The sequence below is a fragment of the Saccharothrix sp. 6-C genome, from assembly GCF_016695385.1.
Classification (GTDB): Bacteria; Actinomycetota; Actinomycetes; order Mycobacteriales; family Pseudonocardiaceae; genus Actinosynnema; species Actinosynnema texasense.
Window position 1 is genome coordinate 8237488 of record NZ_CP064192.1, and the last position, 24584, is coordinate 8262071.

General features: G+C 70.8%; 22 protein-coding genes and 1 tRNA gene. 6 read left to right on the top strand and 17 right to left on the bottom strand.

Annotated features, from left to right (window positions below):
- The first annotated feature begins 105 nt into the window (after positions 1–105).
- Positions 106–2379 carry a (Fe-S)-binding protein gene (locus IOD16_RS35890; protein ID WP_201437928.1) on the top strand — a complete coding sequence of 758 codons (2274 nt, stop codon included), beginning with the start codon at positions 106–108 and terminating at the stop codon, positions 2377–2379.
- Between the two features lie 60 nt (positions 2380–2439).
- Here IOD16_RS35890 and IOD16_RS35895 read toward each other — a convergent pair whose 3' ends face one another.
- Together IOD16_RS35895 and IOD16_RS35900 are read right to left on the bottom strand one after the other, a co-directional pair.
- Positions 2440–2823 carry a phage holin family protein gene (locus tag IOD16_RS35895; RefSeq protein ID WP_123744949.1) on the bottom strand — a complete coding sequence of 128 codons (384 nt, stop codon included), beginning with the start codon at positions 2821–2823 and terminating at the stop codon, positions 2440–2442.
- 34 nt (positions 2824–2857) lie between these two features.
- Positions 2858–4099 (bottom strand): hypothetical protein, encoded by a 1242-nt coding sequence (locus IOD16_RS35900; protein WP_201437929.1) that lies wholly within the window; start codon positions 4097–4099, stop codon positions 2858–2860.
- Positions 4100–4266: 167 nt separating this feature from the next.
- Here IOD16_RS35900 and IOD16_RS35905 point away from each other — a divergent pair, with 167 nt between their 5' ends.
- Complete coding sequence (locus IOD16_RS35905) at positions 4267–5250, top strand: cation diffusion facilitator family transporter (protein WP_201437930.1); 984 nt, start codon at positions 4267–4269, stop codon at positions 5248–5250.
- On the opposite strand, the gene dcd is transcribed toward IOD16_RS35905, so the two are convergent.
- Positions 5247–5828, bottom strand: coding sequence for a dCTP deaminase (dcd, locus tag IOD16_RS35910; RefSeq protein WP_201437931.1), 582 nt, complete (start codon positions 5826–5828; stop codon positions 5247–5249). The genes IOD16_RS35905 and dcd overlap by 4 nt on opposite strands.
- A gap of 69 nt (positions 5829–5897) precedes the next feature.
- On the opposite strand from dcd, the gene IOD16_RS35915 reads away from it, so the two are divergent.
- Both IOD16_RS35915 and IOD16_RS35920 read left to right on the top strand, forming a co-directional pair.
- Positions 5898–5968, top strand: a tRNA-Gly gene (locus tag IOD16_RS35915).
- A 1260-nt stretch (positions 5969–7228) separates the two neighbouring features.
- Positions 7229–7837 carry a GIY-YIG nuclease family protein gene (locus IOD16_RS35920; RefSeq protein WP_236594579.1) on the top strand — a complete coding sequence of 203 codons (609 nt, stop codon included), beginning with the start codon at positions 7229–7231 and terminating at the stop codon, positions 7835–7837.
- Positions 7838–8049: 212 nt separating this feature from the next.
- Here the strand turns inward: IOD16_RS35920 and IOD16_RS35925 are convergent, their stop codons facing one another.
- From IOD16_RS35925 to IOD16_RS35960, 8 genes are all read right to left on the bottom strand, one after another.
- Entirely contained in the window at positions 8050–8418 is a 369-nt protein-coding gene (locus IOD16_RS35925) for a helix-turn-helix domain-containing protein (protein WP_123744945.1), read from the bottom strand.
- A 733-nt stretch (positions 8419–9151) separates the two neighbouring features.
- On the bottom strand, positions 9152–10102 hold the full coding sequence (locus IOD16_RS35930) for a phosphotransferase (protein WP_201437932.1): 951 nt from the start codon (positions 10100–10102) through the stop codon (positions 9152–9154).
- Between the two features lie 31 nt (positions 10103–10133).
- The gene (locus IOD16_RS35935) at positions 10134–10532 is read right to left on the bottom strand and encodes a DUF5313 family protein (RefSeq protein ID WP_201437933.1); all 399 of its coding nucleotides are present in this window, start codon (positions 10530–10532) and stop codon (positions 10134–10136) included.
- Complete coding sequence (locus IOD16_RS35940; RefSeq protein ID WP_201437934.1) at positions 10529–10978, bottom strand: MarR family winged helix-turn-helix transcriptional regulator; 450 nt, start codon at positions 10976–10978, stop codon at positions 10529–10531. Before IOD16_RS35940 ends, IOD16_RS35935 begins: the two co-directional genes overlap by 4 nt.
- An 87-nt stretch (positions 10979–11065) precedes the next feature.
- Positions 11066–11245: a hypothetical protein gene (locus IOD16_RS35945; protein WP_201437935.1), complete on the bottom strand. Its 180-nt coding sequence runs from the start codon at positions 11243–11245 to the stop codon at positions 11066–11068.
- Positions 11242–11496: a class I SAM-dependent methyltransferase gene (locus IOD16_RS35950; RefSeq protein WP_201437936.1), complete on the bottom strand. Its 255-nt coding sequence runs from the start codon at positions 11494–11496 to the stop codon at positions 11242–11244. The genes IOD16_RS35945 and IOD16_RS35950 overlap by 4 nt, the downstream gene beginning before the upstream one ends.
- 30 nt (positions 11497–11526) lie before the next feature.
- On the bottom strand, positions 11527–11913 hold the full coding sequence (locus tag IOD16_RS35955) for a hypothetical protein (protein WP_236594580.1): 387 nt from the start codon (positions 11911–11913) through the stop codon (positions 11527–11529).
- Between the two features lie 98 nt (positions 11914–12011).
- The gene (locus tag IOD16_RS35960; RefSeq protein ID WP_123744939.1) at positions 12012–13526 is read right to left on the bottom strand and encodes a sodium:solute symporter family protein; all 1515 of its coding nucleotides are present in this window, start codon (positions 13524–13526) and stop codon (positions 12012–12014) included.
- A 334-nt stretch (positions 13527–13860) separates the two neighbouring features.
- On the opposite strand from IOD16_RS35960, the gene IOD16_RS35965 reads away from it, so the two are divergent.
- Together IOD16_RS35965 and IOD16_RS35970 are read left to right on the top strand one after the other, a co-directional pair.
- Positions 13861–14493, top strand: a complete 633-nt coding sequence (locus IOD16_RS35965) for a response regulator transcription factor (protein ID WP_236594581.1) — start codon at positions 13861–13863, stop codon at positions 14491–14493.
- A 146-nt stretch (positions 14494–14639) separates the two neighbouring features.
- Positions 14640–16478: an acyl-CoA dehydrogenase gene (locus IOD16_RS35970; protein ID WP_201437939.1), complete on the top strand. Its 1839-nt coding sequence runs from the start codon at positions 14640–14642 to the stop codon at positions 16476–16478.
- A gap of 234 nt (positions 16479–16712) precedes the next feature.
- Here the strand turns inward: IOD16_RS35970 and IOD16_RS35975 are convergent, their stop codons facing one another.
- From IOD16_RS35975 to IOD16_RS36000, 6 genes are all read right to left on the bottom strand, one after another.
- Positions 16713–17522 (bottom strand): DUF1206 domain-containing protein, encoded by an 810-nt coding sequence (locus IOD16_RS35975; RefSeq protein WP_236594582.1) that lies wholly within the window; start codon positions 17520–17522, stop codon positions 16713–16715.
- A 46-nt stretch (positions 17523–17568) separates the two neighbouring features.
- Positions 17569–19812, bottom strand: a complete 2244-nt coding sequence (locus IOD16_RS35980; RefSeq protein WP_236594583.1) for a VanW family protein — start codon at positions 19810–19812, stop codon at positions 17569–17571.
- A 100-nt stretch (positions 19813–19912) separates the two neighbouring features.
- Positions 19913–20206 carry a GroES family chaperonin gene (locus IOD16_RS35985; RefSeq protein WP_053714672.1) on the bottom strand — a complete coding sequence of 98 codons (294 nt, stop codon included), beginning with the start codon at positions 20204–20206 and terminating at the stop codon, positions 19913–19915.
- 36 nt (positions 20207–20242) lie between these two features.
- Positions 20243–22126 (bottom strand): NHL domain-containing thioredoxin family protein, encoded by a 1884-nt coding sequence (locus tag IOD16_RS35990; RefSeq protein ID WP_201437940.1) that lies wholly within the window; start codon positions 22124–22126, stop codon positions 20243–20245.
- Between the two features lie 23 nt (positions 22127–22149).
- Positions 22150–22530, bottom strand: coding sequence for an NTP pyrophosphohydrolase (locus IOD16_RS35995; RefSeq protein ID WP_201437941.1), 381 nt, complete (start codon positions 22528–22530; stop codon positions 22150–22152).
- An 825-nt stretch (positions 22531–23355) separates the two neighbouring features.
- The gene (locus IOD16_RS36000) at positions 23356–24549 is read right to left on the bottom strand and encodes an ATP-binding protein (RefSeq protein ID WP_201437942.1); all 1194 of its coding nucleotides are present in this window, start codon (positions 24547–24549) and stop codon (positions 23356–23358) included.
- Positions 24550–24584 lie beyond the last annotated feature (35 nt).

Here is a 24584-nt window from a genome sequence, read left to right on the forward strand (position 1 = left end):
TAGTCTACCGACCCTATGTGATCGGCCACGTCCAAGTGGTTACCGGCCAGTAATCGGGCGTAGGCTGCCCAGCCAGGAGAACGGACGAGAAAGGCCGCCACCACAATGGGAGCCCTCCAGCTCACCCTCGGCGCCATCGGCGTCGCCGTCAGCGTGTTCGCCTGGGGTCTGTTCGTCGCCGGTGTCGTGCGGATGATCAAGATCATCCGTCTCGGCCAGCCGGACTCGACCCGCAACGGGCCGTTCGGGCCCCGCCTGCGCACGCTGGTCGTCGAGTTCGTCGCCCACACCCGGATGGCCAAGTTCCGCAAGGTCGCGCCCTGGCACTGGATGGTGATGTGGGGCTTCCTGATCGGCTCCGCGGTGCTGTTCGAGGCCTACGGCGAGGTCTTCGACCCGGGCTTCCACTGGCCCGTCATCGGCACCTGGTCGCTGTGGCTGCTGCTGGTCGAGCTGCTCGGCATCGGCACCGTCGTCGGCGGCGTCGCGCTCGCCGTCATCCGCCAGCTCAACCACCCGCGCCGCGCCGACCGGGTGTCGCGGTTCGCGGGCTCGGACTTCAAGTCCGCCTACTTCGTCGAAGCGGTCGTCATCATCGAGGGCCTCGGCATCCTCGGCGTGAAGGCGTTCAAGCAGGCCTCCGGCCTGGAGGACCCCCCGCTGTGGACGTCGTTCGTCACCGCGCCGCTGTCGAACCTCCTGCCCGCGAGCCCGAACTGGGTCTCGATCATGGCGATCACCAAGCTGCTGTCCGGCATGATCTGGCTGATCGTCGTGTCGAAGAACCTCACCATGGGCGTGGCGTGGCACCGGTTCAGCGCGTTCTTCAACATCTACTTCAAGCGCGAGGACGACGGCGGCGTCGCGCTCGGCGCCCTGAAGCCGATGATGAGCGGCGGCCAGGTCCTCGACCTGGAGGAGGCCGACCCCGACAAGGACGTGTTCGGCGTCGGCAAGGTCGAGGACTTCTCCTGGAAGGGCTGGCTGGACTTCAGCACCTGCACCGAGTGCGGCCGCTGCCAGTCCCAGTGCCCCGCGTGGAACACCGGCAAGCCGCTGTCGCCGAAGCTCGTCATCACGCAGCTGCGCGACCACGCGTTCGCCAAGGCGCCGTACCTGCTCGCGGGCGGCAGCAAGGACATGGCGGGCGACGAGGTCGGCCTGACCGAGGACAAGTACGAGGACTACAAGAAGCGCCTGGAGTCCATCGACGTGCTGGCGCTGGCCGAGTCGGAGCGCCCGCTGGTCGGCGGCGCGGACGAGCTCGGCGTGATCGACCCCGAGGTGCTGTGGTCGTGCACCACGTGCGGCGCGTGCGTCGAGCAGTGCCCGGTGGACATCGAGCACGTCGACCACATCGTCGACATGCGCCGCTACCAGGTGCTGATCGAGTCGAACTTCCCGTCGGAGCTCGGCGGCATGTTCAAGAACCTGGAGAACAAGGGCAACCCGTGGGGCCAGAACGCCAAGGACCGCCTGGCGTGGACCGAGGGCCTCGACTTCGACGTGCCGGTGTTCGACGGCGAGCTGGGTGACGCCGAGTACCTGTTCTGGGTCGGCTGCGCGGGCGCGTTCGAGGACCGGGCGAAGAAGACCACGCGGGCGGTGGCCGAGCTGCTGCACACCGCGGACGTCAAGTACACCGTGCTCGGGCCGGAGGAGACCTGCACCGGCGACCCGGCGCGGCGCGCGGGCAACGAGTTCCTGTTCCAGATGCTGGCGCAGCAGAACGTCGAGGTGCTCAACACCGTGTTCGACGGTCGCGGGCCGGGTCAGCGCAAGATCGTCGTGACGTGCGCGCACTGCTTCAACACGCTGGCCAACGAGTACCCGCAGGTCGGGGGCCAGTTCGAGGTCGTGCACCACACGCAGCTGCTCAACCGGCTGGTGCGCGAGCGCCGGCTGGTGCCCGTGGCGGAGGTCGCGGAGGACGTCACCTACCACGACCCGTGCTACCTGGGCCGGCACAACAAGGTCTACGAGGCGCCGCGCGAGCTGGTCGGCGCGTCGGGCGCGACGTTGCGCGAGATGCCCCGCCACGAGGAGCGCTCCATGTGCTGCGGCGCCGGCGGCGCCCGCATGTGGATGGAGGAGCGGATCGGCAAGCGCATCAACCTCGACCGCGTGGACGAGGCGCTCGGCACCGCGCCGTCGAAGATCGCGACGGGCTGCCCGTTCTGCCGCGTGATGCTGACCGACGGCGTGACGGCCCGGCAGAACGAGGGCGCGGCGGGCTCCCACGTCGAGGTCGTGGACGTGGCGCAGCTGCTGCTGACGTCCGTGCGCCGGGGCCAGGCCCTGGAGCGCGGCGACATCCCGACGGACGAGACCCCGACCGGCACCCCGCTGCCGGACGAGGACAAGGCCTCGTCGAACTAGTCGGCTGTGGACGGACGCCCCCGGTCCTCTTCGGACCGGGGGCGTCCGTCGTCCCGGGGGTCAGTCGCGGTCGGTCACGCGGTCGAAGGCCAGGTTCAGCAGCCAGCTCGCGAGGGCCACGATGATCGCTCCCCAGAACGCGGGCCAGAAGCCGGTCACGTCGAACGGCAGGCCCAGCTCGCCGGCCAGCCAGCCGGTGAGCCAGAACAGCAGCGCGTTGACGACCAGGCCGATCAAGCCGAGCGTGACCAGGTAGAACAGGCAGCCGAAGAACTTCACCAGCGGCTTGACCACGGCGTTGACCAGGCCGAACAGCAGCGCGACACCGATCAGGGTGCCGATCTTCGCGGGCGTCGACGCCCCCGCCTCCAGGTCGATGCCCGGGATGAGCGTGGCGACCCAGACCGCCACCGCCGTCAGCAGTACGTGCACCAAAATGCCCATGCCGCAGGCTAACGGCAGCGGTGCTCCGTTCGGGTCAGGCGCGACGACGCCCGCGTGCCGCCAACAAGGCCAACGCGCCTGCGCCGAGCAGCAGGCCGCCGATCGCCAACCACGGCAACGGCGTCGCGCCCGTGCTCGCCAACCCGCTGCCGTCACCCGACACCCGCGCCACGGCCGGGACGGTGGTCGTGGTGGTGGTGACAGGGGCGGTCGTCGGCGGCGTGGTCGTCGGCGGCTGTTCCCCGGTCGTGTACTTCAGCGGCACGATCGCGTGGTTGTCGTCGACGTTCGTCTCCTTGTGCGCGAGCGCCGAGATCGGCCGGACGAACAGGTGGAACCGGCCGAACGCGGGGTCGTCCAGCCGGTAGGTCAGCCGCACGTCGACGGTCGCGCCGACCGCCATCCGCTCGCTGAGCCGGAAATCCTGGCCGGGCGTGACCACGGAGACCCCGTCGCCCGCGGCGACGAACTCCGGCGTCGACCCGAACACCACCATGTCCGGGATGTCCGACGCCTCGCCCCGGTTGGTCACCGGCACCACGAACGTGACGACGTCACCCACCCGATAGGTGTCCCGCGCGGGCTCCAGTCGAGGCGTGCCGGCCACGAAGTCGGCGTCCAGGTGCGTGTAGCGGACGTCCACCCGGGTCGTCTCGCCCGCGCGGACCACGACCTTCTTCGCGCGGGTGGCGGGGTCGACGTCGTACTCGGTGACCGCGGGCGCCAGCTTCAGCTCCGGGGCGTCGTCGCCGACGATCGTGACCTGGTCGCCGACCGGCACGTCGGTGAACTCGTACTCGCCGTCCACCCCTCGCGTGGCGGGCTTCACGTCGACGACGCCGTGGATCAGCCGCACGGTCGGGGCGCCCGGCACGTCCTCCTCGTTCCCCTGCCGCACGCCGTCGCGGTTCGTGTCCTCGAACGAGGAGCCGCGCACCGTGCCGCCGCGGAAGCCGAAGTCGAACGTGCCGCCGCCGCGCACCGGGTTGTACGTCGCCGGGGTCGTGGCCTCGTAGAGCTCGGTGCTGTAGTTGTAGATCGCGAGCGGCACGTCGGGCAGGCCCGTGGCCCTGTACCGGCCGTTCGCGTCGGTGCGGAACTGCCCGATGGGCCGGCTCTTGTCGCTGACGTCGTAGACGTCCACCCCGCGGCCGTCGGCCAGCGGCGGCTCACCCGGGTCGACCACGCCGTCGGCGTCGCGGTCGAACCACACCAGGCCCTCCAGCGTGACGGTGTTCTCCTGCGCCACCGCGAACGGGCTCGTGAGCGTCGCCACGGCCGCAGCCGCGAAAAGGGCCGCGAGACGGCCGGTCAGGTTGCGCACCTGGTATTCCCCCCGGAAAAGAAAGACGCTGTCACCTCGACGTCGCGAGAGCCGCCGCGATCGTTTCACGACAGCGGCCACAACCGGCGGATCGCGTCGGTGCGGCTTAACGTCAGGGCATGGCAGCCGATCAGTCGAAGGGCGGCGAGAGCACGGTCACCGTCCTGCTCGCCCTGGCCGTGAACCTCGCCATCGCCGTGATGAAGGCGATCGCCGGCGTGATCACCGGGTCGGCGGCGATGATGGCGGAGGCGGCGCACTCGGTCGCCGACACGTTCACCGAGGCCCTGCTGCTGACGGCGTTGCGCCGGTCGGCCCGGCCCGCGGACCGCAGGCACCCGTTCGGGTACGGCAAGGACCGGTACTTCTGGTCGCTGCTCGCCGCCGTGTCGATCTTCGTGTCGGGCGCGGTGTTCGCGTTCTACGAGGGCATCCGGACCGTGTTCGGCTCGCCGCAGGAGCAGAACAGCCCCGTCGTCGGGTACGTCGTGCTGGCCATCGCGTTCGCGCTGGAGTCGGTGTCGTGGACGCAGGCCGCGCGGCAGGTGCGGCGGGAGGCGAAGGCCGAGGACCGGTCCGTGCTCGCGTTCCTGCGGGTGTCGGACGACCCGACGGTGAAGACCGTGTTCCTGGAGGACTCGGCCGCGCTGGTCGGGCTGGTGCTCGCGTTCGGCGGGCTGGGGCTGCACCACCTGACCGGGTCGTCGGTGTGGGACGGCGTGGCGTCGTTGGCGATCGGCGTGCTGCTCGCGTTCGCCGCCTACACGTTGGCGGCGACCAACCGGGGGCTGCTGATCGGCAGGCAGGCCGACCCGGTGCTGGTGCGGGCGGTGTGGGAGCGGCTGCGCGCCGAGCCGGAGGTGGAGCAGGTGGTGGACCTGCTGACGATGGCGGTCGGCACGGACCGCGTGCTGGTGTGCGCGCGGCTCGACTTCGACGACTCGCTGGGCGCGGCCGACCTGGAGCGGGCGTGCGTGCGGATCGACGCCGAACTGCGCGCCGCGCACCGTGAGCTGGACGAGGTGTTCCTCGAGCCCGTGCCGCGCAACGACCCGGAGCTCAGGTCACGGGTGCTGGCCCGCTACGGGAACCTGAAGCTCTAGCGCTTCGTGTCGGTGCGGTGGAAGTTCAGGTAGGCGCGTGACGGCGTCGGTCCCCGCTGGCCCTGGTAACGGGACCCGGCCTGGGCCGAGCCGTACGGGAACTCGGCCGCGCTGCTGAGCCGGAACAGGCACAGCTGGCCGATCTTCATGCCGGGCCACAGCGTGATGGGGAGGTTGGCGACGTTAGACAGCTCCAGCGTGATGTGCCCGGCGAAACCGGGGTCGATGAAGCCCGCCGTCGAGTGCGTGAGCAGACCGAGGCGGCCCAGCGAGGACTTGCCCTCCAACCGGCCCGCCAGGTCGTCGGGGAGGGTGACGAGCTCGAACGTCGAGCCGAGCACGAACTCGCCGGGGTGCAGCACGAACGGCTCGCCGTCGGCCGGCTCGACCAGCGAGGTCAGGTCGTCCTGCTGCATCGAGGGGTCGATGTGGGTGTACCGGGTGTTGTTGAAGACCCGGAAGAACCGGTCGAGCCGGACGTCGATGCTGGACGGCTGCACCATGACGTCGTCGAACGGGTCCAGCCCCAACCGGCCGGACTCGACCTCTTTGCGCAGATCGCGGTCACTTAGCAGCACGCGCACAGCCTAGGTGACAGCGCCCGCCCACCCCGCCACCGGCTGTGTGTATGATCGGGCACGCAACACGCGGGTGTAGTTCATTGGTAGAACGACAGCTTCCCAAGCTGTAGAGGCGGGTTCGATTCCCGTCACCCGCTCAGACAGACGAAGGCCCAGGTCAGCACCGGTTCAGCCGGACGGCCTGGGCCTTTGTCGCACTCGGGTCAGCGCGTCGCCGTGGCACCCGGCGACCGCTACGGGCTGACCTATTGGATTCCCGTAGTGGACGAGTGACCACGCCGCTCGGCCAAGGTCCGGCCTACTGGTGAGTATCTTCTCTACTGGTTCAAGGCGGCCCTTGGCGGGGCCGCTCAGCCGCACTGGCTGTCCCCGCTCGCCAGGTCCTGATCGGCCCCGTCCCCGTGTCGCTCGGGCAAGCGGGCGGGGCCCGCCCGCGCCCGGCGACGGGAGGCAGGGCCGGGACTGGGCGAGCGGGACAGCGGCCGACCGGCCCCGCCAGGGTCCGCGAAACGAAAGATCATGTCCTCGCCGGACGGACAGGCCAGCAGGGTGACCGGGAACCGTCGACAGCTCGCGAACCAGCGGGACCAGGTTTCGTGTCATCCCGCCGACCTCCACGAGGGCAACCACACGCGCCAAGGGGCAGTGCCAGCCCAACAGTCCAGAATGGACGGAAAGTGCCCCCTTGACCCGAGCGGTTGGGACGAGCCAGGTCGACGGAATGACACGAAGCCCCTCGTTAGAGAGCCGCGATTTGATCATATGGCAGAATTGAACCGTGCGCGCCGCGTTGAGACTGGTGATTGCGGGCATCCTGCTCGCCGGTACCGGTGCGTCTCAGGTTCTCGCAGGAACCGGATCAAGCCTCAGCACGTGGCAAACTCTCTGGTTGATCTTGACCGGTCTGACGGCGTTGAGCGCTGGCGTGGTGACAAGCCTTCCGGCGCTGGTACCTGCTCAAAAAAACTCATCCCGGTGTGACCTGGAGCACCTGGGTTACCCCCAGTCGGCTCATCTGGCCACTGGCGGCGGTAGACCGCACCGCCGCTCCGTGCTGTTCGCGTGCTGCGAGCCCCGGTCAACAGCGGCCAACACCGGCGCAAGACCGGACTAGCCCGCAGGTCAAGCCGTCCACCAGGGCAGCAAGATCAGGTTCCCATCAGGCAGACGAAGGCCCAGGTCAGCGCCGGTTCAGCCGGACGGCCTGGGCCTTCGTCGCGCTCGGGTCAGCGCGTCGCCGCGCGACCGCGCCCCACCAAGCCGTGGTCGTGGCGGAGGCCGCTCGGCCGCACTGCATGCCCCCCTCGCCGGGCTTCCGCGGCCCGAAGGCTGCTTGTCGGGGGTGTTCGCTAGTTTGCCGCGAGCAGGTGTGGTGATCGGCTCAGGGGAGTGGCGTCATGGGGAGTGGTCTGCACGTCGAGCGGGCGGAGGGGTTGTTGGACCCTGCTCGGACCTACTCGCGCGACGAAGTTCTCGTGCGGGATTCCCCGATCCCGAAGCGGGCCGGTGTGTACGCCTGGTACTTCGACGAGGTCCCGCCCGGGGTGCTCACCGACGGGTGCCGCGTCACCGGGGCCGGGACGTTGCTCTACGTCGGCATCGCGCCCAAGGCGCCGCCGGCGAACGGGAAGCCGGCCAGTCGGCAGAGCCTGCGCACGCGGGTGCGCTACCACTACAGCGGCAACGCCGAGGGGTCCACTCTCCGGTTGACGTTGGGCTGCCACCTCGCCGAACAGCTGGGCATCCGGCTCCGCCGGGTCGGCAGCGGCACCCGGTTGACCTTCACCCCGGCCGGGGAGGCGAAGCTGAACGAGTGGATGGGCGCCCACGCCCGCGTGGCGTTCGTCGCCGACGACGAGCCGTGGAAGCTGGAGCACAGCCTCATCACCGACGAAGTGCTCCCGCTCAACCTCGAGCACAACGCCCACAACCCGTACTACCCGACGCTCAAGGCGCTCCGCGCACAGCACAAAGCCGCCGCGCGGGGCCTCCCCATCGCCTCCTGACCGCCGCGTTCCGAAGACGCCGGAGCACGCTCGTCAGGTCCGAGCGGTGAAGGCGGGTTCGAGCCTGTTATCCGTTCGAGTGGAGGAAGGCCCAGGTCAGTGCCGGTCCGACCGGACGGCCTGGGCCTTCGTCATGAGGTGGTCGGCAGGTGCGGGGCCGCCGTGCCGAAGGAGGGCCGGCCGGTTCGGCCGACCTCCCGGTCCGCGGCGGCTCACACGCCCCGCAGTGGTGGGTAGGGCTCGCCGGGCGGGTGCTGCGACCTGTTGGCGTCCCTGGCTTCCTGGAGCTGGTCCTCCAGGGTGACGATCCGGCAGGCCGCGTCCAGGCCCATGCCCTGGTCGACCAGTTCCCGGACGCGGGCGGCCAGGCGCAGTTGGGTTCGGGAGTAGCGGCGGTGGCCGCCGGTCGAGCGCTGCGGCTCGATCAGCTTGGCCTCGTCGAGGCTGCGCAGGAAGCCGGCGGAGGTGCCGAGCATCTCCGCGGCCCGCCCCATGGTGTAGGCGGGGTAGTCGTCGTCGTCGAACCTCGCGGCCGTGGGCCGCTCGTCCGACGACTGGTCTTGTGTTCCCTCTGGGGTCAACGCGCCTCCGCATCACGAGGGGCCCCGGCGCAGTAGCGCCGGGGCCCCGGGGTGTTGGGTTTCACTTCCACCTAGCCGACCGTGAGACCGGCTTCCTCTGTCCGCGCCACCCGCACTAGAAGCGGGCGCTGCGGGGATCGCTTGTGCGTAACCGAAGACCACCTTCCAATCCGATGGAACCGCGGTACCCGTCCGGCCGAGTTCAGCCGAAGGCGGGCGATCCGATGGTGTGCAACCCTTCCCTTCTCCTCTGATTACTGCTTCTTGCACTCTCACGCGACGGTCGGCACCGGTCCTGATGCACATGCCGGAATCACCTCACCGACCATCCTTGGCCACCCTGCCCGGAACCCCTTCCACTGATCGGCTCCGACAGACCTGGCCGTACTGCACCTTTCGACATCCACTGCAACTGCTTTAACCGTTTACCACTCCGTTCGGTCGCCGGCGCCGGGATCGTTCCCCCGGCATGACCGCCAACCCCTGGTCCACGGCCGCGGAGCCCCTTCCACTGACTGGCCCCAGCACGTCCGACCGTCTTGCCTCACTAGCTCACGGGCAGTTCGTCATCTCCCGTGCTACTGACTTTCTCTCTTCCAACAAGGAGAACTCTACACACAGTGGCGCGCGAATGTCTACTCCCGCCACCACAGATTTACTCATCCGGGTGCCCGAGCGTTCCTACCAGCGGCGATGGCGTCGCACCCCCACCGGGCGGGCGTCGTGGCCGCGGTCAGCGGAGGCGGGTGGTCCAGGACGGCAGCCTGCCCAGCGAGGTGCGCAGGTCGGCCAGGAGTTCGAGGGCGTGGGTGTGGGCCGCCGCGCGTTCGGCCGGTGTGACCGGGCGGTGGCCGAGGGCTCGCCACACCATCCAGGCGGCGCCGCCCAGGTAGACGTGGAGGAGACCGGCGAACGAGGTCGGTGACGCCGGGGGACGTCGGCCGCCGGCGGCTTCGTAGGCCCTGATCACGGTGTCGAAGGCGGCGCGGTCCTCGCCCAGTCGGCTGAAGTGGACCGCCGCACGGGTCACCTCCCACTCCGCGTACTCCGGGCCCGCGCCGTCCCAGTCCAGCAGCAACGGGCCGGCGGAGGTCTCCAGGACGTTGTCCGGCTTCACGTCGCGGTGGGTGCCGACGGGGGTCAGGTCACCGACGGCCGTGGCGATCGACCGGGCCTCGGCGATGTCGGGCAGGTAGGCGCGGACGGCGGCGGTGAAGTCGTCCGGCGCCTCGTCCAGCCACTCGCGCCACTCCTCGACCGGGTGCGGCGCGCGGTCCGGGGGCGTGTCGACGGTGTGGCGGTGCAGCGAGGCCAGGGTGGCGCCGACCCACGCCGACACGTCCCCGGTCGACGGCCTGCCGTCGTGCCACTCGTGCACCAGGTAGCTCGCCACCTCGTGGCCCACGCGCACGTCCGCCAGCAGGGGCGCGGCCGGTTCGAGCGGGTGCACCGGGCGTGGCATGGGGAAACCGCGCGCGTAGGCGTCGAGCTGGATCCCGGCGGCGACCAGGTGGTCCCGCATCCACCAGTCCTCGCGCGACCGGTTCAGGCGTTTGACCGCCCACGTGCCCTTCGCCGTGCGCAGGCGCCACACCAGGTGCGCCCGCCCGCCCGACACCGGCGTCCACGGCTCGACCACGTCACCGAGCCCGAACGCCGCGGCCACCGCCCGCTCCCACCGCACGTCACGGACGCTAGGGCATCCGGCCGTGAAGTCAGGACCCGTTTTCCGACGAGCGCCACACCCGCTCGTACCGCTCCTGGTCCTTCGCCGTCCGCTCCTTGCGCACGGCCGCCGCCGCGCCCGCCGGGTAGCCGTACTTCGTCATCCGGTGGTCCGTGCTCTCGATCGCGTACGACACGCCGAAGTAGACGCCGACCACCAGCCCCAACGACCCGCAGGCGATGGCCAGCGGCAGCGGCGAGCCGAGGCCCAGCACCAGGGCCAGCGTGATGGCCACCGTCAGCGGCAGCACCTGGAGGAACATCCGCACGCCGAACCAGACGAGCCACGTCGGTTTGGTGGCCTGCCGGAACACCCACTCCCGGTGCCGCTGGGGCAACCGGCCGCCGAGCAGGTACCAGATCCGCAGCGGCGCGGACGGGCCGGTCACGTCCGCTCCGTCGCGGCGATCACCTTGGTCAGCACGGCGTGCAGGTCGCGCAGCTCGGCCAGCGACATGCCGAGCTTCGCCACCACCGCCGGCGGGATGGCCAACGCCTGCTCGCGCAGCGCCGCGCCTTCCCGGGTCAGCGCCACGGCGAGCTGCCGCTCGTCCGCCGCGGCCCGCGACCGCGTGACGTACCCGATCGCTTCCAGCCGCTTGAGCAGCGGGGACAGCGTCGCGGGCTCCAGTGCCAGCAACCGGCTCAGCTCCTTCACCGACAGCGGCGCGCGACCCCAGAGCGCCAGCATCACCAGGTACTGCGGGTGGGTCAGGCCCATGGGTTCGAGCAGCGGCCGGTAGACGGCGACCACGTTCCTGGAGGCGATGGACAACGCGAAGCAGACCTGCCGTTCCAGGGCCAGCGGGTCCTCGACGTTTTGTGCGCTAATCATTAGTACACACACTATCTTGTGACGACGGGTCCGCGCACCGCGACGAGGACCACACGGGTCAGCCGCCGGCGCGCCGGGCCGCGGTGATCAGGTGGAGGACGCGCCGAGCACGGACTCCTCCTGCTCGACCTGCCGCAGGACCCACGTGCTGCTGTTCGGGCCACTCCACCACCTGATGGAGCGGGAGGACCGGCTGCGGGCGTGGCGGGAGGCGTGGCGCGTGGTGCGGCCCGGCGGGTCACGGGCGTCGCCCACGACGGCGGTCACCCCGGGCAGGCGCGGGCCACCTCCACGTGCGACGGCATGGCGTCGACGACGACCACGTCGTGCCCGTCCTGCGCCAACCACCCCGCGTGCACGCCGGTCGCGCCGCCGACGTGGAGCACCTGGGCGCGTCGGCCGACGAACCGCCGCACGATCTCCTGCGTCCGCAAGAACTCCAGCCGACCGTTCCCGCCCACGCGCAGCTGCTCCTCCTCGAAGCCCTGCGCGTAGAAGTCCCTGATCTCCTGGTCCATTTCCCGACCGCATGGGCCGGGGCAACCGCTTTACCGGGCTTCCAGCTCCGCCCAACCGCCGCCGCGCGCCAGGACCGCGCGCACCTCGGCGACGTGCTCGACCACGCCCGCGAGGTCGCTGTGCAGCAACGCGGCCCGGTCCACGTCCACCGGCAGCACGTCGTCCCGCCACAGCTCCAGCGGCAGGCTCACCACGAACACCACGGAGTCGACCAGTCGCAGCACCGCCGCCGACGGGTCGCCGGCGTACGCGCCGCGGATCGCGCCGCACCCGGCCAGCACCGCGCGCAGCCCGCCCAGGGCGGTCGCCGGTGTGCCGTCCCACTCGGCCGACGGCCACAGCCGTCCGCTCAGCGCGAGCCACAGCCGCCACCCGGCTTCCGACTCGGCCTCGTCCCGCGGCGCCCACCCGTCCATGACCCCACTGTGCGGGCGCACCGGAGCGCCCGCACAGCGGAGATGACCCATCGCACAAGCAACCCATCACACAAGGCGACCTGCCCCACATGGCCCGCTCAGGCGCGCGTGGGCACCTTCTCCTCGTCGGAGTCGGACCGCAGCGAGTCGACCAGGGCGGAGCGCTCCGCCGACGGCTCCGGCTTGATGACCAGGCCGATGAGCAGGTACAGCACCAGCGACACCAGCAGCGGCCAGGACACGATCACCGCCTGGGTGACGAACTCGACCTTGTTCTGCTGCAGCACGTACAGCACGGCCCACGTGCCGAGGCCGCCGACCACCGAGGCGGTCGCCGCGGTCGGGCCGACCTTCTTGAACCACGGCAGCATGCCCAGCATCAGCGGGATCGCGATCGGGCCCATCGTGGCCGCCACCAACGCGATGACCACCTTGAGCACGAAGCCCTTGGTGTCCGCGGTCAGCGCGATCGTCATGCTCAGCCCGATGAACGCGAACGTGGTGATCCGCGCCAGTTGCAGCTGCGCGGGCTCGCTGAGCCGCTTCACGCCCTTCCACAGCCGGGGCAGCATGTCCCGGGTGATGACCGCGGAGATCACGTTGGCGTCGGAGGACACCATCGCCATGGTGTGGGAGAAGAACCCGGCCAGCACCAGGCCGATCATGCCCGCGGGCAGCATGAGCTTGCCCATCTCGACGTACGCCTGCTCGGCGTTGGCCTCCATGCCCGGCACGATCAGCGGCGCGGCCCACATCGGGAAGAACAGCACCAGCGGCCACACCAGCCACAGCGCGCTGGACAGCAGCGCGGACCGCTTGGCCGCGGCGCCGGACGGCGCGGCCATGTAGCGCTGCGCCAGGTTCCACATGCCGCCGTTGTACTCGAGCGTCTTGATCAGGAACAACGCCATGAAGAAGATCAACGTGTAGTTGCCGGACAGCGGCTCGGAGTGCGACTCGGGCAGCTGGTCCCAGATCTTCCACATGAAGTCGATGCCGCCGAAGTGCGCGGCGACCGCGACGAACATCGCGATGCCCGCCGCGCCCTGGATGACGAACTGGCCGAAGTCGGTCAGCGCGTCGGCCCACAGGCCGCCCAGCACCGAGTAGACCATCGTGACGGCGCCGACGATGGTGATGCCCAGCCAGATCGGGACGCCCGCGAAGCCCTGCAGCAGCAACGAGACCGCGACCCACTTGGCCGCGATGTCCACGACCTTCAGCGCCGCGCCCGCCCACGCCATGATCTGCTGGGTCGGCACGTTGTAGCGGCGGGCCAGGTACTCCAGCGGCGACTTGACGCCGTGCTTGGAGCGCAGCCGGTTCCACGTGCCCGCCCACAGGAACGCGCCGATGCCGACACCGACACCGATCGTCAGCGCCCACCAGATGTAGACGGTCAGGCCGAGGCGGTAGGCCTCGGCGGCGAAGGCCACGAACATGACGGCGCTGTAACCGGACATGTGGTGCGAGATGCCGGACAGCCACCAGGGCATCTTGCCGCCCGCGGTGAAGAAGTCGGCGATGTTCTTGATGCGCCCGCGTGACCAGTAGCCGATCGCCACCATCACGAAGAAGTACCCACCGACGACGACCCAGTCGAGGGTTTCCATGAGGCCTCCACGAGTGTTCGGCCCACGGGTGGCAGCGCGTGTTCGAGCGGCGGCGGTGCGCGGCGTCCCACATGGGTGTGTGACGTACGTCTTACGAGGCCGTTGCGCCCGGCGGAAGGCCACGGACGGTCATTGAGTCACATTCGTGACTGTTGTTCACATACATGACAGAAGAGGGGTCGCGCGCACCCCTCAAGAACTCCCGCGGAACTGCGTCATGGCTGGTCGCCGGCGTGGTCGTACTCATATGCGAACCGGTGTCAACTTGCGTCCGCCCGTGCCAGGCGGGGACGGGCGCGCCCCCAGCCCCGCCCCTGGGCCGGGGGTCGCCCTCGTGGACCCGGTGCCCCTGTTCCGCGAAGGACTGGCCGCCGTGGTCCGGCGCACGCCCGCCATGCACTGGCTGGGCGCCACCGGGCACCTGCACACGGCGGTGCGGCTGCACGAGCGGCTGCGCCCCGACGTGCTGGTGGTGGACTCCGTCCTCGACCCGCAGGGCCACCTGGCCACCCTGCTGACCGGCAACGACTCGTCGCTGGTCGTGGTCTCCCTGGTCCGCGAGCCGCACCGGACGGCGAAGTTCGTGCGCTCGGCGCTGGCCGCGGGCGTGCGCGGGTTGGTGCCGCGCGAGGGCGACGTGAACGACGTGCTCCAGGCCATCGCCCGCACGCACGCCGAGCGCACCTACCTGGACCCGACGCTCGCGCCCCTGGCCGCCGGTTTCACCCCGACCGCCGAGGCGGGCACGCGCCGGACGCTGTCCCGCCGGGAGTACGAGGTGCTGCAGCTGATCGCGGACGGCATGGAGAACCAGGCGGTCGCGAACGAGCTGTACGTCTCGGTGGAGACCGTGCGCACGCACGTGAAGAACATCCTGCGCAAGCTCCGCGCCCGCGACCGGACGCACGCCGTGTCCCTCGCCTACCAGTCCGGTCTGCTCTCCGGTGGCGCCGTCCGCCCGGGTTGACCGGACCGGTCCGGAACACCGCAGCTCAGGCGCGTCTGATTCGCCACAACCCGATGGTCGGCCTTGCCGGGGTTACTGACAGGTAATACCCTGTTGTTACCGGTCAGTAGGGGGACCGCCCCGACCAGCATGGAGTGAGCGACGAGATGGGTCACTACAAGAGCAACGTCCGGGACCTCGAGTTCAACCTGTTCGAGGTCTTCAACGTGCAGGACCACCTCGGCACGGGGCCGTTCGAGCAGTCCGACGAGGACACCGCGCGCGGCGTGCTTGCCGAGCTCAACAACCTGGCGGTCGGCCCGCTGGCGGAGTCCTTCGCCGACGCCGACCGCAACCCGCCGGTCTTCGACCCGAAGACCCACTCGGCCACGCTGCCGGAGTCGTTCAAGAAGTCCTACCAGGCGGTCTGGGACGGCGAGTGGTACCGCCTGTCGCTGCCGAACGAGCTGGGCGGCTTCGGCATCCCGCCGTCGGTCCAGTGGGCGGCCTCCGAGCTGATCCTCGGCGCCAACCCGGCCGTCTACATGTACCTGGCCGGCCCGAACTTCGCCTCGGTCGTGTGGAAGAACGGCACCGAGCAGCAGCAGCGCTGGGCCGAGATCATGATCGAGCGCGGCTGGGGCGCCACCATGGTGCTGACCGAGCCGGACGCCGGCTCCGACGTCGGCGCGGGCCGCACGAAGGCCACGCTCCAGGACGACGGCACCTGGCACATCGACGGCGTGAAGCGGTTCATCACCTCCGCCGACCAGGACATGACCGAGAACATCATGCACCTGGTGCTGGCCCGCCCCGAGGGCCCCGGCATCGAGGCGAAGCCCGGCACCAAGGGCCTGTCGCTGTTCCTCGTGCCGAAGTGGCACTTCGACCCGGAGACCGGCGAGTCGACCGGTGAGCGCAACGGCGCCTTCGTCACCAACGTCGAGCACAAGATGGGCCTCAAGGTCTCGACCACGTGCGAGCTGACGTTCGGCCAGCACGGCGTCCCCGCCAAGGGCTGGCTGCTCGGCGAGGTGCACGACGGCATCGCGCAGATGTTCCAGGTCATCGAGTACGCCCGGATGATGGTGGGCACGAAGGCCATCGGCACCCTGTCGACCGGCTACCTCAACGCCCTGGCCTACGCCAAGGAGCGGGTGCAGAGCGCCGACCTGACCCGGATGACGGACAAGACCGCGCCGCGCGTCACCATCACCAACCACCCGGACGTGCGCCGCAGCCTGATGCTGCAGAAGGCGTACGCCGAGGGCCTGCGCGCGGTCTACCTCTACACCGCCACGCAGCAGGACAAGATCGCCCTGGGCGGCCCCGACAAGGAGCTGGCGGAGAAGGTCAACGACCTGCTGCTGCCGATCGTCAAGGGCGTCGGCTCCGAGCGCGCGTACGAGCAGCTGGCGCAGTCGCTGCAGACGCTCGGCGGCTCCGGCTTCCTGCAGGAGTACCCGATCGAGCAGTACATCCGGGACTCGAAGATCGACTCGCTGTACGAGGGCACCACCGCCATCCAGTCGCTGGACTTCTTCTTCCGCAAGATCATCCGCGACAAGGGCCAGGCGCTGGGCTTCCTCAACGGCGAGATCCAGGGCTTCCTGGACAACGAGGGCGGCAACGGCCGGCTCAAGGAGGAGCGGGCGCTGCTCAAGCGGGCGCTCGAAGACCTCCAGGGCATGCTCGGCGCGCTGGTCGGCTTCCTGACCAGCTCGCAGGAGGACGTCCGCAACCTGTACAAGGTCGGCCAGAACACCGTCCGCCTGCTGATGACCGCGGGCGACGTGCTCGTCGGCTGGCTGCTGCTGCGCCAGGCCGACGTGGCGCTGACCAAGCTGGACGGTCAGGTCTCGGCCAAGGACAAGGCGTTCTACGAGGGCAAGGTCGCGGTGGCGTCGTTCTTCGCCAAGTCCGTGCTGCCGGAGCTCACCGCCCGCCGCAAGATCGCCGAGGCCACCGACAACGCCCTGATGGACGTGGACGAGGCGTCGTTCTGACCCGGTCGACCACCCGGAATCGTCAGACCCTTCGGGCAGAATGAAAGCAGGGGTTCCCTTGGCGGGGACCCCTGCTTTGCCGTTGGGGCCGCACCGCTCCGGCGGTGAGGCATCCCGCTCCGGCGTCACCGGCCTTCGGCCCTCGCGGCGCGGGCGTCCCCGCGTCAGGAGTGCCTGGACGAGCCAAGGGCGACACCGGAGGTGCCGCCCTTGAGCCGTTCGTGCGAGCGCCGATCAGCCCTTGTGGGCCTTCGCGGCGGCGAAGCAGTAGGCGCCGAAGCCCAGGAACCCGACCGCGATGACCGCCAGCGCGAAGACGCCGTACGGCTGCGCGGCGAGCGTGTGCAGCGCCTTGTCCATCCCGCCGGACTCCGACGGGTCGGCGTTGATCGCGGCGAACGCGACCAGGATGCCGATCAGGACGTACGACGCGCCCTTGCCGATCCAGCCGATCCGGCCCAGCCGCTCGACCCACAACCGGGTGGCGGCGGGCAGCTCGGACATGTTCAGGTCGTCCTCGAAGGACTTCTTGACGCCCTTGCGCGCCACCATCACGCCGAGACCGATGACGAACGCCGCCACCAGACCGACCAGGACCTGCCCGAACGGCAGCGCGAGCACGCGCGCGGTCCACGCCTGGGACTGCTCGGTGCCGCTCTTCTGCGACGTGCCGGTCGCGTAGTTGATCGCGGCGATGCCGATGACCGCGCCGGTGACCGCGCGGCCGACCGAGCCGCACCGCCGGTAGAGGCGCTTGCGCTTCTTGGTCACCCACCCGTACCCGCCGGCGGCCATGCTGAGCTGCCACACCGCGAACGCGAACAGGCCGATGGCCAGGACCCACAGCAGGACCGGGCCCAGCGACGTCTGGGCCAGGGCGGAGACCGCGCCCTTCTGGTCCGTCTTCTCCCCGGTGTCACCCAGGACCACTTGCGCCGTCAACGCCGCCAGCAGGACGTGGACGAGCCCGTAACAGACCATCCCGGCGCGCCCCAGGAACTGCACGGCGGGATGTCTTCGCACCTCTTGCCCGGTGGTAGCCACGATCGGGTGATACCCAGTCGTGGCTACCGCGAACCGCGAGCCTCGCTCAGCCGCCCGGGGGCGGCGGCTCGCACACGATCTTGAACTGCGGGTCGTACCGGACGGTCCGGCTCTCCTGGCGGGACTGGCCGGTGCGCCGGTCGGTGATGGTGCGGGTGTCGGTGACGGAGAAGCCCGGCGCGCCGGCGCTCGGCTGGCAGTCCGGCTTGTCGACCTTGCGCTCCTGCGGCTGGGTCGGGTTGAACTCCGCGCTGGTCGACCCGCTCACGTCGTAGTTCTTGGTGCCCCACAGCACGATCCTGATGGTGGACGGGGTCCAGATCGTCTGGATCGCCACCCCGGTCTCGTCCGGGTTGGTGAACTTGATGTCGATCAGGCTGTTGCCCGCGCCGTCCATGAACACCGTGGCCTCGCGCCCCTTCGGGTACCGCGAGATCCAGTAGCTGTGCTCCTTGTGGCCCGCGTCTTTCATGCCCGCGTGGTAGGCCGCGTTGTAGAGCGTGGTGGCGAACTGCGAGATGCCGCCGCCGACCGCCTTGCCGGGCACGCCGTTCTCGATGATGCCCGCCTCGACGTAGCCCTGCGCGGTGCCGCGCGGACCGGTGTAGCTGTTGAGGCTGAACGTCTCGCCCGGCTTCACGATCGCGCCGTTGACCTTCTCGGCCACGACGCGGATGTTGGTGCCGGACGCGGCCACGAAGCCACCGGTCTGGAACTCGCCGATGATCTCCTTGATGCCCATCTTGTTCGCCTGCTCGGTGGTCACCTTCGCGGGCGTGTGCTTGTACTCGGCCTTGATCGCCCGCTCGTTGTCGCGCTTGAGCACGTCGAGGGCCGTGGCCAGGGTCTTCTCCCAGTCGACGCCGAGGCCGTCGACCGACTCCTTCACCACGGGCCGGCCGCCCTCGAACACGATCTGGGCGTCCTTGCCCTCCTTCTCCGTCTCCTTCAGCTGCGGCCCGGCGTGCTCGACGACCTTGGCCGGGTCGACCTTCGCGGTCAGGCCGCCGTCGTCGGCGGGCTCGAACACCAGCACGGTGGCCAGCTGCTCGGGCGTGAGCGTCGCGTCCTTGCCCTCGCCCTGGATGATCAGCGGCAGGGCGGTGGCGGGCTTGGCGACCTCGGCCAGCGCCTTCGCCACGCCTTCCTTGGTGGTCTTGACCGGGGTGGTGGCCACGGGCAGCTCGACCGTGCCGCCGTCGGCCCAGCCCGCGAGCAGCTTCTCCGACGCGCCGGCCACGTCCAGCTTCTGGCCCTGCTTCGGGTCGACCGCGACCGGGGTGGCGCCCTCGAAGCGGATGGCGCCCTCGGCGGGCTCGTGGTCGGTCTCGGCGCGCAGCGCCTCCAGCGCGGCCGACAGCTTGCCCGCGTCGCTGCGCGTGTCGAAGCCGACCTCGCGGGAGGTGAAGAACGAGGTGACGCGGGTGATCGGGGACAGCGGCTGGCTGCCCGCCCGGTCCAGCGTGGCGGTCCAGTCCAGCTCCAGGCCGGCGGCCTTGGGGTCGACGGCGGTCTCGACGTCGCCCGCGCGGGCCTTCACCGGAGCGGCCAGGCGGGGGCCGAGCTCGTCGCGCAGCTTCTGCTCCGCCTCGGGGTGGCTCAGGCCGCCGACGTCGACACCGGCCACGGTCACGCCGCGCGGCACGTTGCCGCCCGAGACGACCAGGTCCAGGCCGTAGAGGACGACCAGCACGCCCAGCACGGCGGCGGCGATCAGACCACCCTTGCGCAAGCGCTTGCGGCGGGCGTCGGCCTCGTCGGCCTCGGGGTCGCCGTCCACCATCACGGGGCCGTAGACGGTGGCCTCGGCGGGCTCCGGCTCGGGCGGTGTCACCGGCGCGGAGAACACCGTGGTGGCCTCCGACGGCGAGGGCGACGGGGCCGGCCTGCCGAAACCGCCGGGCGGCGTGGTGATCATCTGGGTCCGCTCGGCGGAGCCCGGCGGGGTGAGGGCGCGCGTCGGGTCGCCGGGCGGCGTGATGGCCCGGGTGGCGTCCACGCCCCTCGGCGGGGTGTGCGGCGCGTTGCGCGCCGGGTGCTGCTGCGTCACGTCGGGTGAGACGCCGGACGGGCCCGCCGCGTTGTCGCGGCCGTTCGACGGCGGCGTCACGTTGCGGACGGTGGCCGAGTGGTCCGGCTCCGCGTCCGGCTCCTCCTGCGGCCACGCGGCCTCCGCGGGCGCGCCCCCGGTGAGCTTCGTGGTCCGCTCCGAGGCGGTGCCCGACGGGCGGACCGGCTCCATGGCCTTGGTCCGCTCAGCGTCGTACTCCGGTCGCTGGTTCTCCGGCACCGCTCCCCCTCTTGCCACTCGCAAGGTCCTGGGACTGCTTACCCGAGCGCCGTCACGCGTCGATCACGTTTCGGGTGGCTCACAGGTCTCACCGCACTGGTCACAGGTAAAGCCCGGTCCCGTGGTCCGTCCGCTCGGTCGCGGTCGCGTGCACGTCCCGTTCCCGCATGACGAGGTAGGTGCCGCCCTGCACCTCGACCTCGAACTGGTCCTCCGGGTTGAACAGCACCCGGTCGCCGACCTTGACGTGCCGCACGTTCGTGCCGACCCCGAGCACGTCTCCCCAGGCCAGGCGCTTCGCCATCTGGGCGGTCGCCGGGATCACGATGCCGCCGCTGCTGCGGCGTTCGCCGTCCTCCGGCGAGATCCGCACCATCACGCGGTCGTGCAGCATCTGGATCTCGAGCTTGACATCGGGCACCAGCAGAGTCTAGATGCCTTCGTCGAGGCCACCCATCATCAGGGGTAGCCGCCGGGGCCCGTCCTTTACCACGCGGATCGGGACGCCCCAGTCCTGGCGGGCCAGCGTGCACGCCGGGTGCTCGACGGCCGGGTCGTCCGTGCAGCTCGCGGCCTGCGCGACGACGTGCAGGACGCCTTCGGCGAACCCTTCCGCGACGCGCAGCACGCGGACCAGGTCCGTGCCGACGCCCGCGCCTTCGACCAGCAGCCCGGGGGGCGAGCTGGTGATCTCCAGGCGGGTGGACGGGCCGAACCGGTCGTCCAGCTTCTGGCCGGTCGGCGGGGTGAACACGACCACGACCTCGACCTCGCCGGACGCGATCACCGACGGCGGCCGGCGCACCTGGTGCGCCTGCCCGCTGACCAGCTTCGCGCCGGGCGCGACCGGGCGTTCCAGGCGGTGGGCGGCGGAGGCGACGACGACCAGCTCGCCGTCGACCAGGACCGCGTCGGACGGCTCGGCGACGTCCGTGGCCAGGGTGGAGACCTCGCCGGTCGCCGGGTCGTAGCGGCGGATGGCGCCGTTGTAGGTGTCGGCGATCGCGACCTGGCCGCCGGGCAGGGCGGTGACGCCGAGCGGGTGCTGCAACAGCGCCTGGTCGGCCTGCCCGTCGCGGTGGCCGAAGTCGAACAGGCCCTTGCCGATGGCGGTGTGCACGGTGCGGTCGGCGTCGAGCCAGCGCAGCGCGGAGGTCTCCGAGTCGACCAGCCAGAGCCGGTCGCCGTCGGCGGCCAGGCCCGAGGTCTGGGCGAAGAACGCCTCCGCCGCCGGGCCGTCGTGCAGCCCTTCGACGGTGGTGCCGGCGAGGCGCTCGACGCGGCGCTCGCGCGGCTTGAACAGGCCGAGCGTGTGGTTGCCGGCCATGGCGACGACCACCCCGCCCGCGGGCTCCCACCAGGCGACGTCCCACGGGCTGGTGAGGTCGATCGCGTCGGCCGGGCCGTCGGTGGCGCCGTCGCGCCACTGCTCGCCGGTGCCCGCGACCGTGGTGACCTCGCCGGTGACGAGGTCGAGGCCGCGCAGCAGGTGGTTGACCGTGTCGGCGACGACCGCGTGGTAGCCGACCTCGGCGGCGACGTCGGCGGGCAGGAGCGCGATGCCCGCCGGTTCGGAGAAGGTGGGTTCGAGGCCGTCGCGGCGTCCGCGCTGACCGGTGCCGATGCGGCGGATCACGGTCTCGCCGTCGGTTTCCAGCTCGACCAGGCCGTGGTGCGCCGAGTCGCTGACCAGCAGGGTGTTGTGGCCGGTCAGGACCGCTTTCGCGGGGAAGCGCAGCTCGGTCTCGCGGGGCGGCGGGGCGACGTAGGGGCCGTCGCCCCGGTGCAGGGTGCCCTTGGCGTCGTGCTCGGCGACGACCTCGGACACGATCTGGCGCAGCGCGTCCAGGTGGCCCTCGCCGGAGGCGACGTGCACGACGTACCCCTCGGGGTCCACCAGCACCAGCGTGGGCCACGCCTTCACCGCGTAGTTCTGCCACGTCGTCAGCTCGGGGTCGTCCAGCACGGGGTGCTCCACCTCGTACCGCTCGACCGCCGCCTCCAGCGCCGCGGGCTCCGCCTCGTGGACGAACTTGGGCGAGTGCACGCCGACGGTGACCAGGACGTCGGCGAACTCGGCTTCGAGCGGGCGCAGCTCGTCGAGCACGTGCAGGCAGTTGATGCAGCAGAACGACCAGAAGTCGAGCAGCACCACCTTGCCGCGCAGGTCGGCCAGCCGGATGTCCCGCCCACCCGTGTTGAGCCAACCGCGGCCCACCAGTTCGGGGGCGCGGACACGGGCACGGCGTCGTTGTGCGGTCGTCACGTCCCGATCCAACACGACTCGGACACCGACCCTTTTCGGTGTCCACATCGTGGACGATCAGGGCGGGATCGCTAGCCGGGGCGGCGGACCGCGCGGGGGCCGAGCACGGCGGCGCCCAGGTCCGCGACGCGGTGGCGCAGGGCGCGGTCGGCGGTGACCACCGTGCACGGGCGCTGCGGCGGGTTGTCGCGGACCACGTCCACGATCGCGTCGTCGCCCGAACCGGCGGCGGAGACGACGCGGACACCGGGCACGGACTCGACGTGCCGCGCCCTGCCCTCGACCACGAGGACCACGTCCAGCGGGCCGGGCAGGTCCGGCAGGCCGTGCTCGGCCACGGCGACGAGGTCGTCGCGCAGGCGGGCGGCGGCGCTGGCGCGGTCACGCCACCAGCCGTCCGGGACGGAGCCGACGACGTTGGCCGCGTCCACGACCAGGAGCGGGTGCGTCATCGACCCATGCTCTCAGCAAACACTCATGACACTGTCGTACCCCGATGGCACCATGGAGTGGTCCATTGGGGGACAGACATGAACACGCAGGGGGACATAGTGATGATCAGGCGCGCCCGCAGGACGCCGGACGACACCTGGAACGGCTCGGCCACGACCAAGTAGCCGGACATGGGAAACCCCGCGGTGCTGCCAGGTCGGGGGTCCGACAGCATCGCGGGGTCACCTGGAACATCGATACACGATCGTGGTCCGTTACATCCCCTATAGGGTGTGACAGAGGTCACATTGTGACGTGACGAAGCCCTGCCGCGCGGGAGGTGCGGCAGGGCTTCGTCGTTCTCCTTCGCCGGTGCGCGGACGACGGGGCGGCGCACCCGGTGTCGATCGGGTGGTCGTCACGCGCGCCGGAGGAAGGTCCCCCCTCAGCGGAGGGTCGTCCCCTGAGCCTGGGCGATCGCCATCAGCTCGTGGCGCATGGCGGGGGTGGGCGCCATGTCGATCGCACGGGCGACAGCCTTGCGGTTGCGAGCCTCGACACGACGAGCGCGGAGCTTCGCAGTGAAGTTCATCGGGGGTTCATCCCTCTCAAAGGTTCTCTTCGGTGTGTGCCTCAAGTATGCACCCTCGCACGGGCAGATGCACCCGATTATCCGGTGAGGTGCCGCACATACCGGCGAATCGTCGGTGACTACCGCATAGCCCCCGATGATTCGCCTGCCGTACCCCTGCGGGGCCGGATGCGTGCCAGTCAACTCTCTAGCGTGCGCGCCAGATCACCCAATGCAACCGCAGAGAACACCCGACCGCAGGTCAGCGCACTCGTCAGTCCTCGCGGCCGAGCAGGAACCGGCCGAAGTGGGGCACGGTGAACGCGATCTGCCCGCGCTCGGCCGAGTACACGAGCCCCTTCTTGATCAGGCTGTCCCGGGCGGGCGACAACGACGACGGCTTGCGCCCCAGGAGGTCGGCCACCTGCGCGGTGCTCACGCCCGCGTCCTTGCCGTCGGTCAGCTCCGCCATCGCCCGCAGGTACTCCCGCTCCGCCGGCGTCGCCCGCTCGTAGCGCGACCCGAAGAACCCCACCGCCAGCTCGGCGTCCGCCTCCGGCGCGGCCACCGCCACGTCCACCGCGGTGATCGGGTCGGCCGGCGCCGCGTCCCACGCCGCCTTGCCGTAGGCCTGGATGAAGTACGGGTAGCCGCCGGAGGCGTCGAACAGCGCGGCCAACGCCTCGGGCTCGATGCCCGCACCCTCGCGGTCCACCGGCGCGAGCACGGCGCGGTCGGCGTCCTCCCGGCTCAACCGGTCGATCCGCACGTACCGGAACAACCGCTCCGAGTACGACTTCGACGCCGACAGCACGGCGGGCAGGTGCGGCAGCCCGGCGCCGACCACGACCAGCGGCGCGCCCGACTGCGACAGCTCGTGGCACGCCGCGCACAACGCCGAGACGTCGTCCGCCGGCACGTCCTGCATCTCGTCGATCAGCAGCGCGACACCCGTGCCGACGTCCTGCGCCAGCTCCGCGACCTCGGTGAACAGCTCCACCAGGTCGATCTCGATGTCGCCGGAGTCCGCCCGGCCCACCGCCGCGGGCACGTCGATGCCCGGCTGCCACCGGTCGCGCAGCTTCGCGTCCTCGGGGTTGGACCGCAGCGCGAACGCCTTCAGCACGCCGAGCACGGACTCCACCCGGTCCGGCGCGCGGTGCCGCACGGCCAGGTCGCGGATCGCCCGGTGCAACGCGGCCGACAGGGGGCGGCGCAACCCGGCCTCGGGCCGCGCCTCGACCTTCCCCGCGCCCCAGCCGCGCTTGAGCGCCATCGACCGCAGCTCGCCCAGCAGCACGGTCTTGCCCACGCCGCGCAGGCCGGTGAGCACGAGGCTGCGTTCCGGCCGGCCGCGCGCGACCCGTTCCAGCACGACCTCGAACGCGCCCAGCTCCTTGTCGCGCCCCGCCAGCTCGGGCGGCCGCTGGCCGGCTCCGGGGGCGAACGGGTTGCGCACCGGGTCCATCCTCGGACGGTATCGAGGTGTCTAGAGCCGATCCA

Bases quoted from the DNA above. Each gene is read 5' to 3' on its own strand.
- IOD16_RS35895 (WP_123744949.1), bottom strand. From the start codon at position 2,823: ATGGGCATTTTGGTGCACGTACTGCTGACGGCGGTGGCGGTCTGGGTC.
- IOD16_RS35920 (WP_236594579.1), top strand. From the start codon at position 7,229: ATGGGGAGTGGTCTGCACGTCGAGCGGGCGGAGGGGTTGTTGGACCCT.
- IOD16_RS35995 (WP_201437941.1), bottom strand. From the start codon at position 22,530: ATGACGCACCCGCTCCTGGTCGTGGACGCGGCCAACGTCGTCGGCTCC.
- IOD16_RS35955 (WP_236594580.1), bottom strand. From the start codon at position 11,913: ATGGACGGGTGGGCGCCGCGGGACGAGGCCGAGTCGGAAGCCGGGTGG.
- IOD16_RS36000 (WP_201437942.1), bottom strand. From the start codon at position 24,549: ATGGACCCGGTGCGCAACCCGTTCGCCCCCGGAGCCGGCCAGCGGCCG.
- IOD16_RS35985 (WP_053714672.1), bottom strand. From the start codon at position 20,206: ATGCTGCACGACCGCGTGATGGTGCGGATCTCGCCGGAGGACGGCGAA.
- IOD16_RS35990 (WP_201437940.1), bottom strand. From the start codon at position 22,126: ATGTGGACACCGAAAAGGGTCGGTGTCCGAGTCGTGTTGGATCGGGAC.
- IOD16_RS35960 (WP_123744939.1), bottom strand. From the start codon at position 13,526: ATGGAAACCCTCGACTGGGTCGTCGTCGGTGGGTACTTCTTCGTGATG.
- IOD16_RS35950 (WP_201437936.1), bottom strand. From the start codon at position 11,496: ATGGACCAGGAGATCAGGGACTTCTACGCGCAGGGCTTCGAGGAGGAG.
- IOD16_RS35905 (WP_201437930.1), top strand. From the start codon at position 4,267: ATGGCAGCCGATCAGTCGAAGGGCGGCGAGAGCACGGTCACCGTCCTG.
- IOD16_RS35970 (WP_201437939.1), top strand. From the start codon at position 14,640: ATGGGTCACTACAAGAGCAACGTCCGGGACCTCGAGTTCAACCTGTTC.
- IOD16_RS35890 (WP_201437928.1), top strand. From the start codon at position 106: ATGGGAGCCCTCCAGCTCACCCTCGGCGCCATCGGCGTCGCCGTCAGC.
- IOD16_RS35940 (WP_201437934.1), bottom strand. From the start codon at position 10,978: ATGATTAGCGCACAAAACGTCGAGGACCCGCTGGCCCTGGAACGGCAG.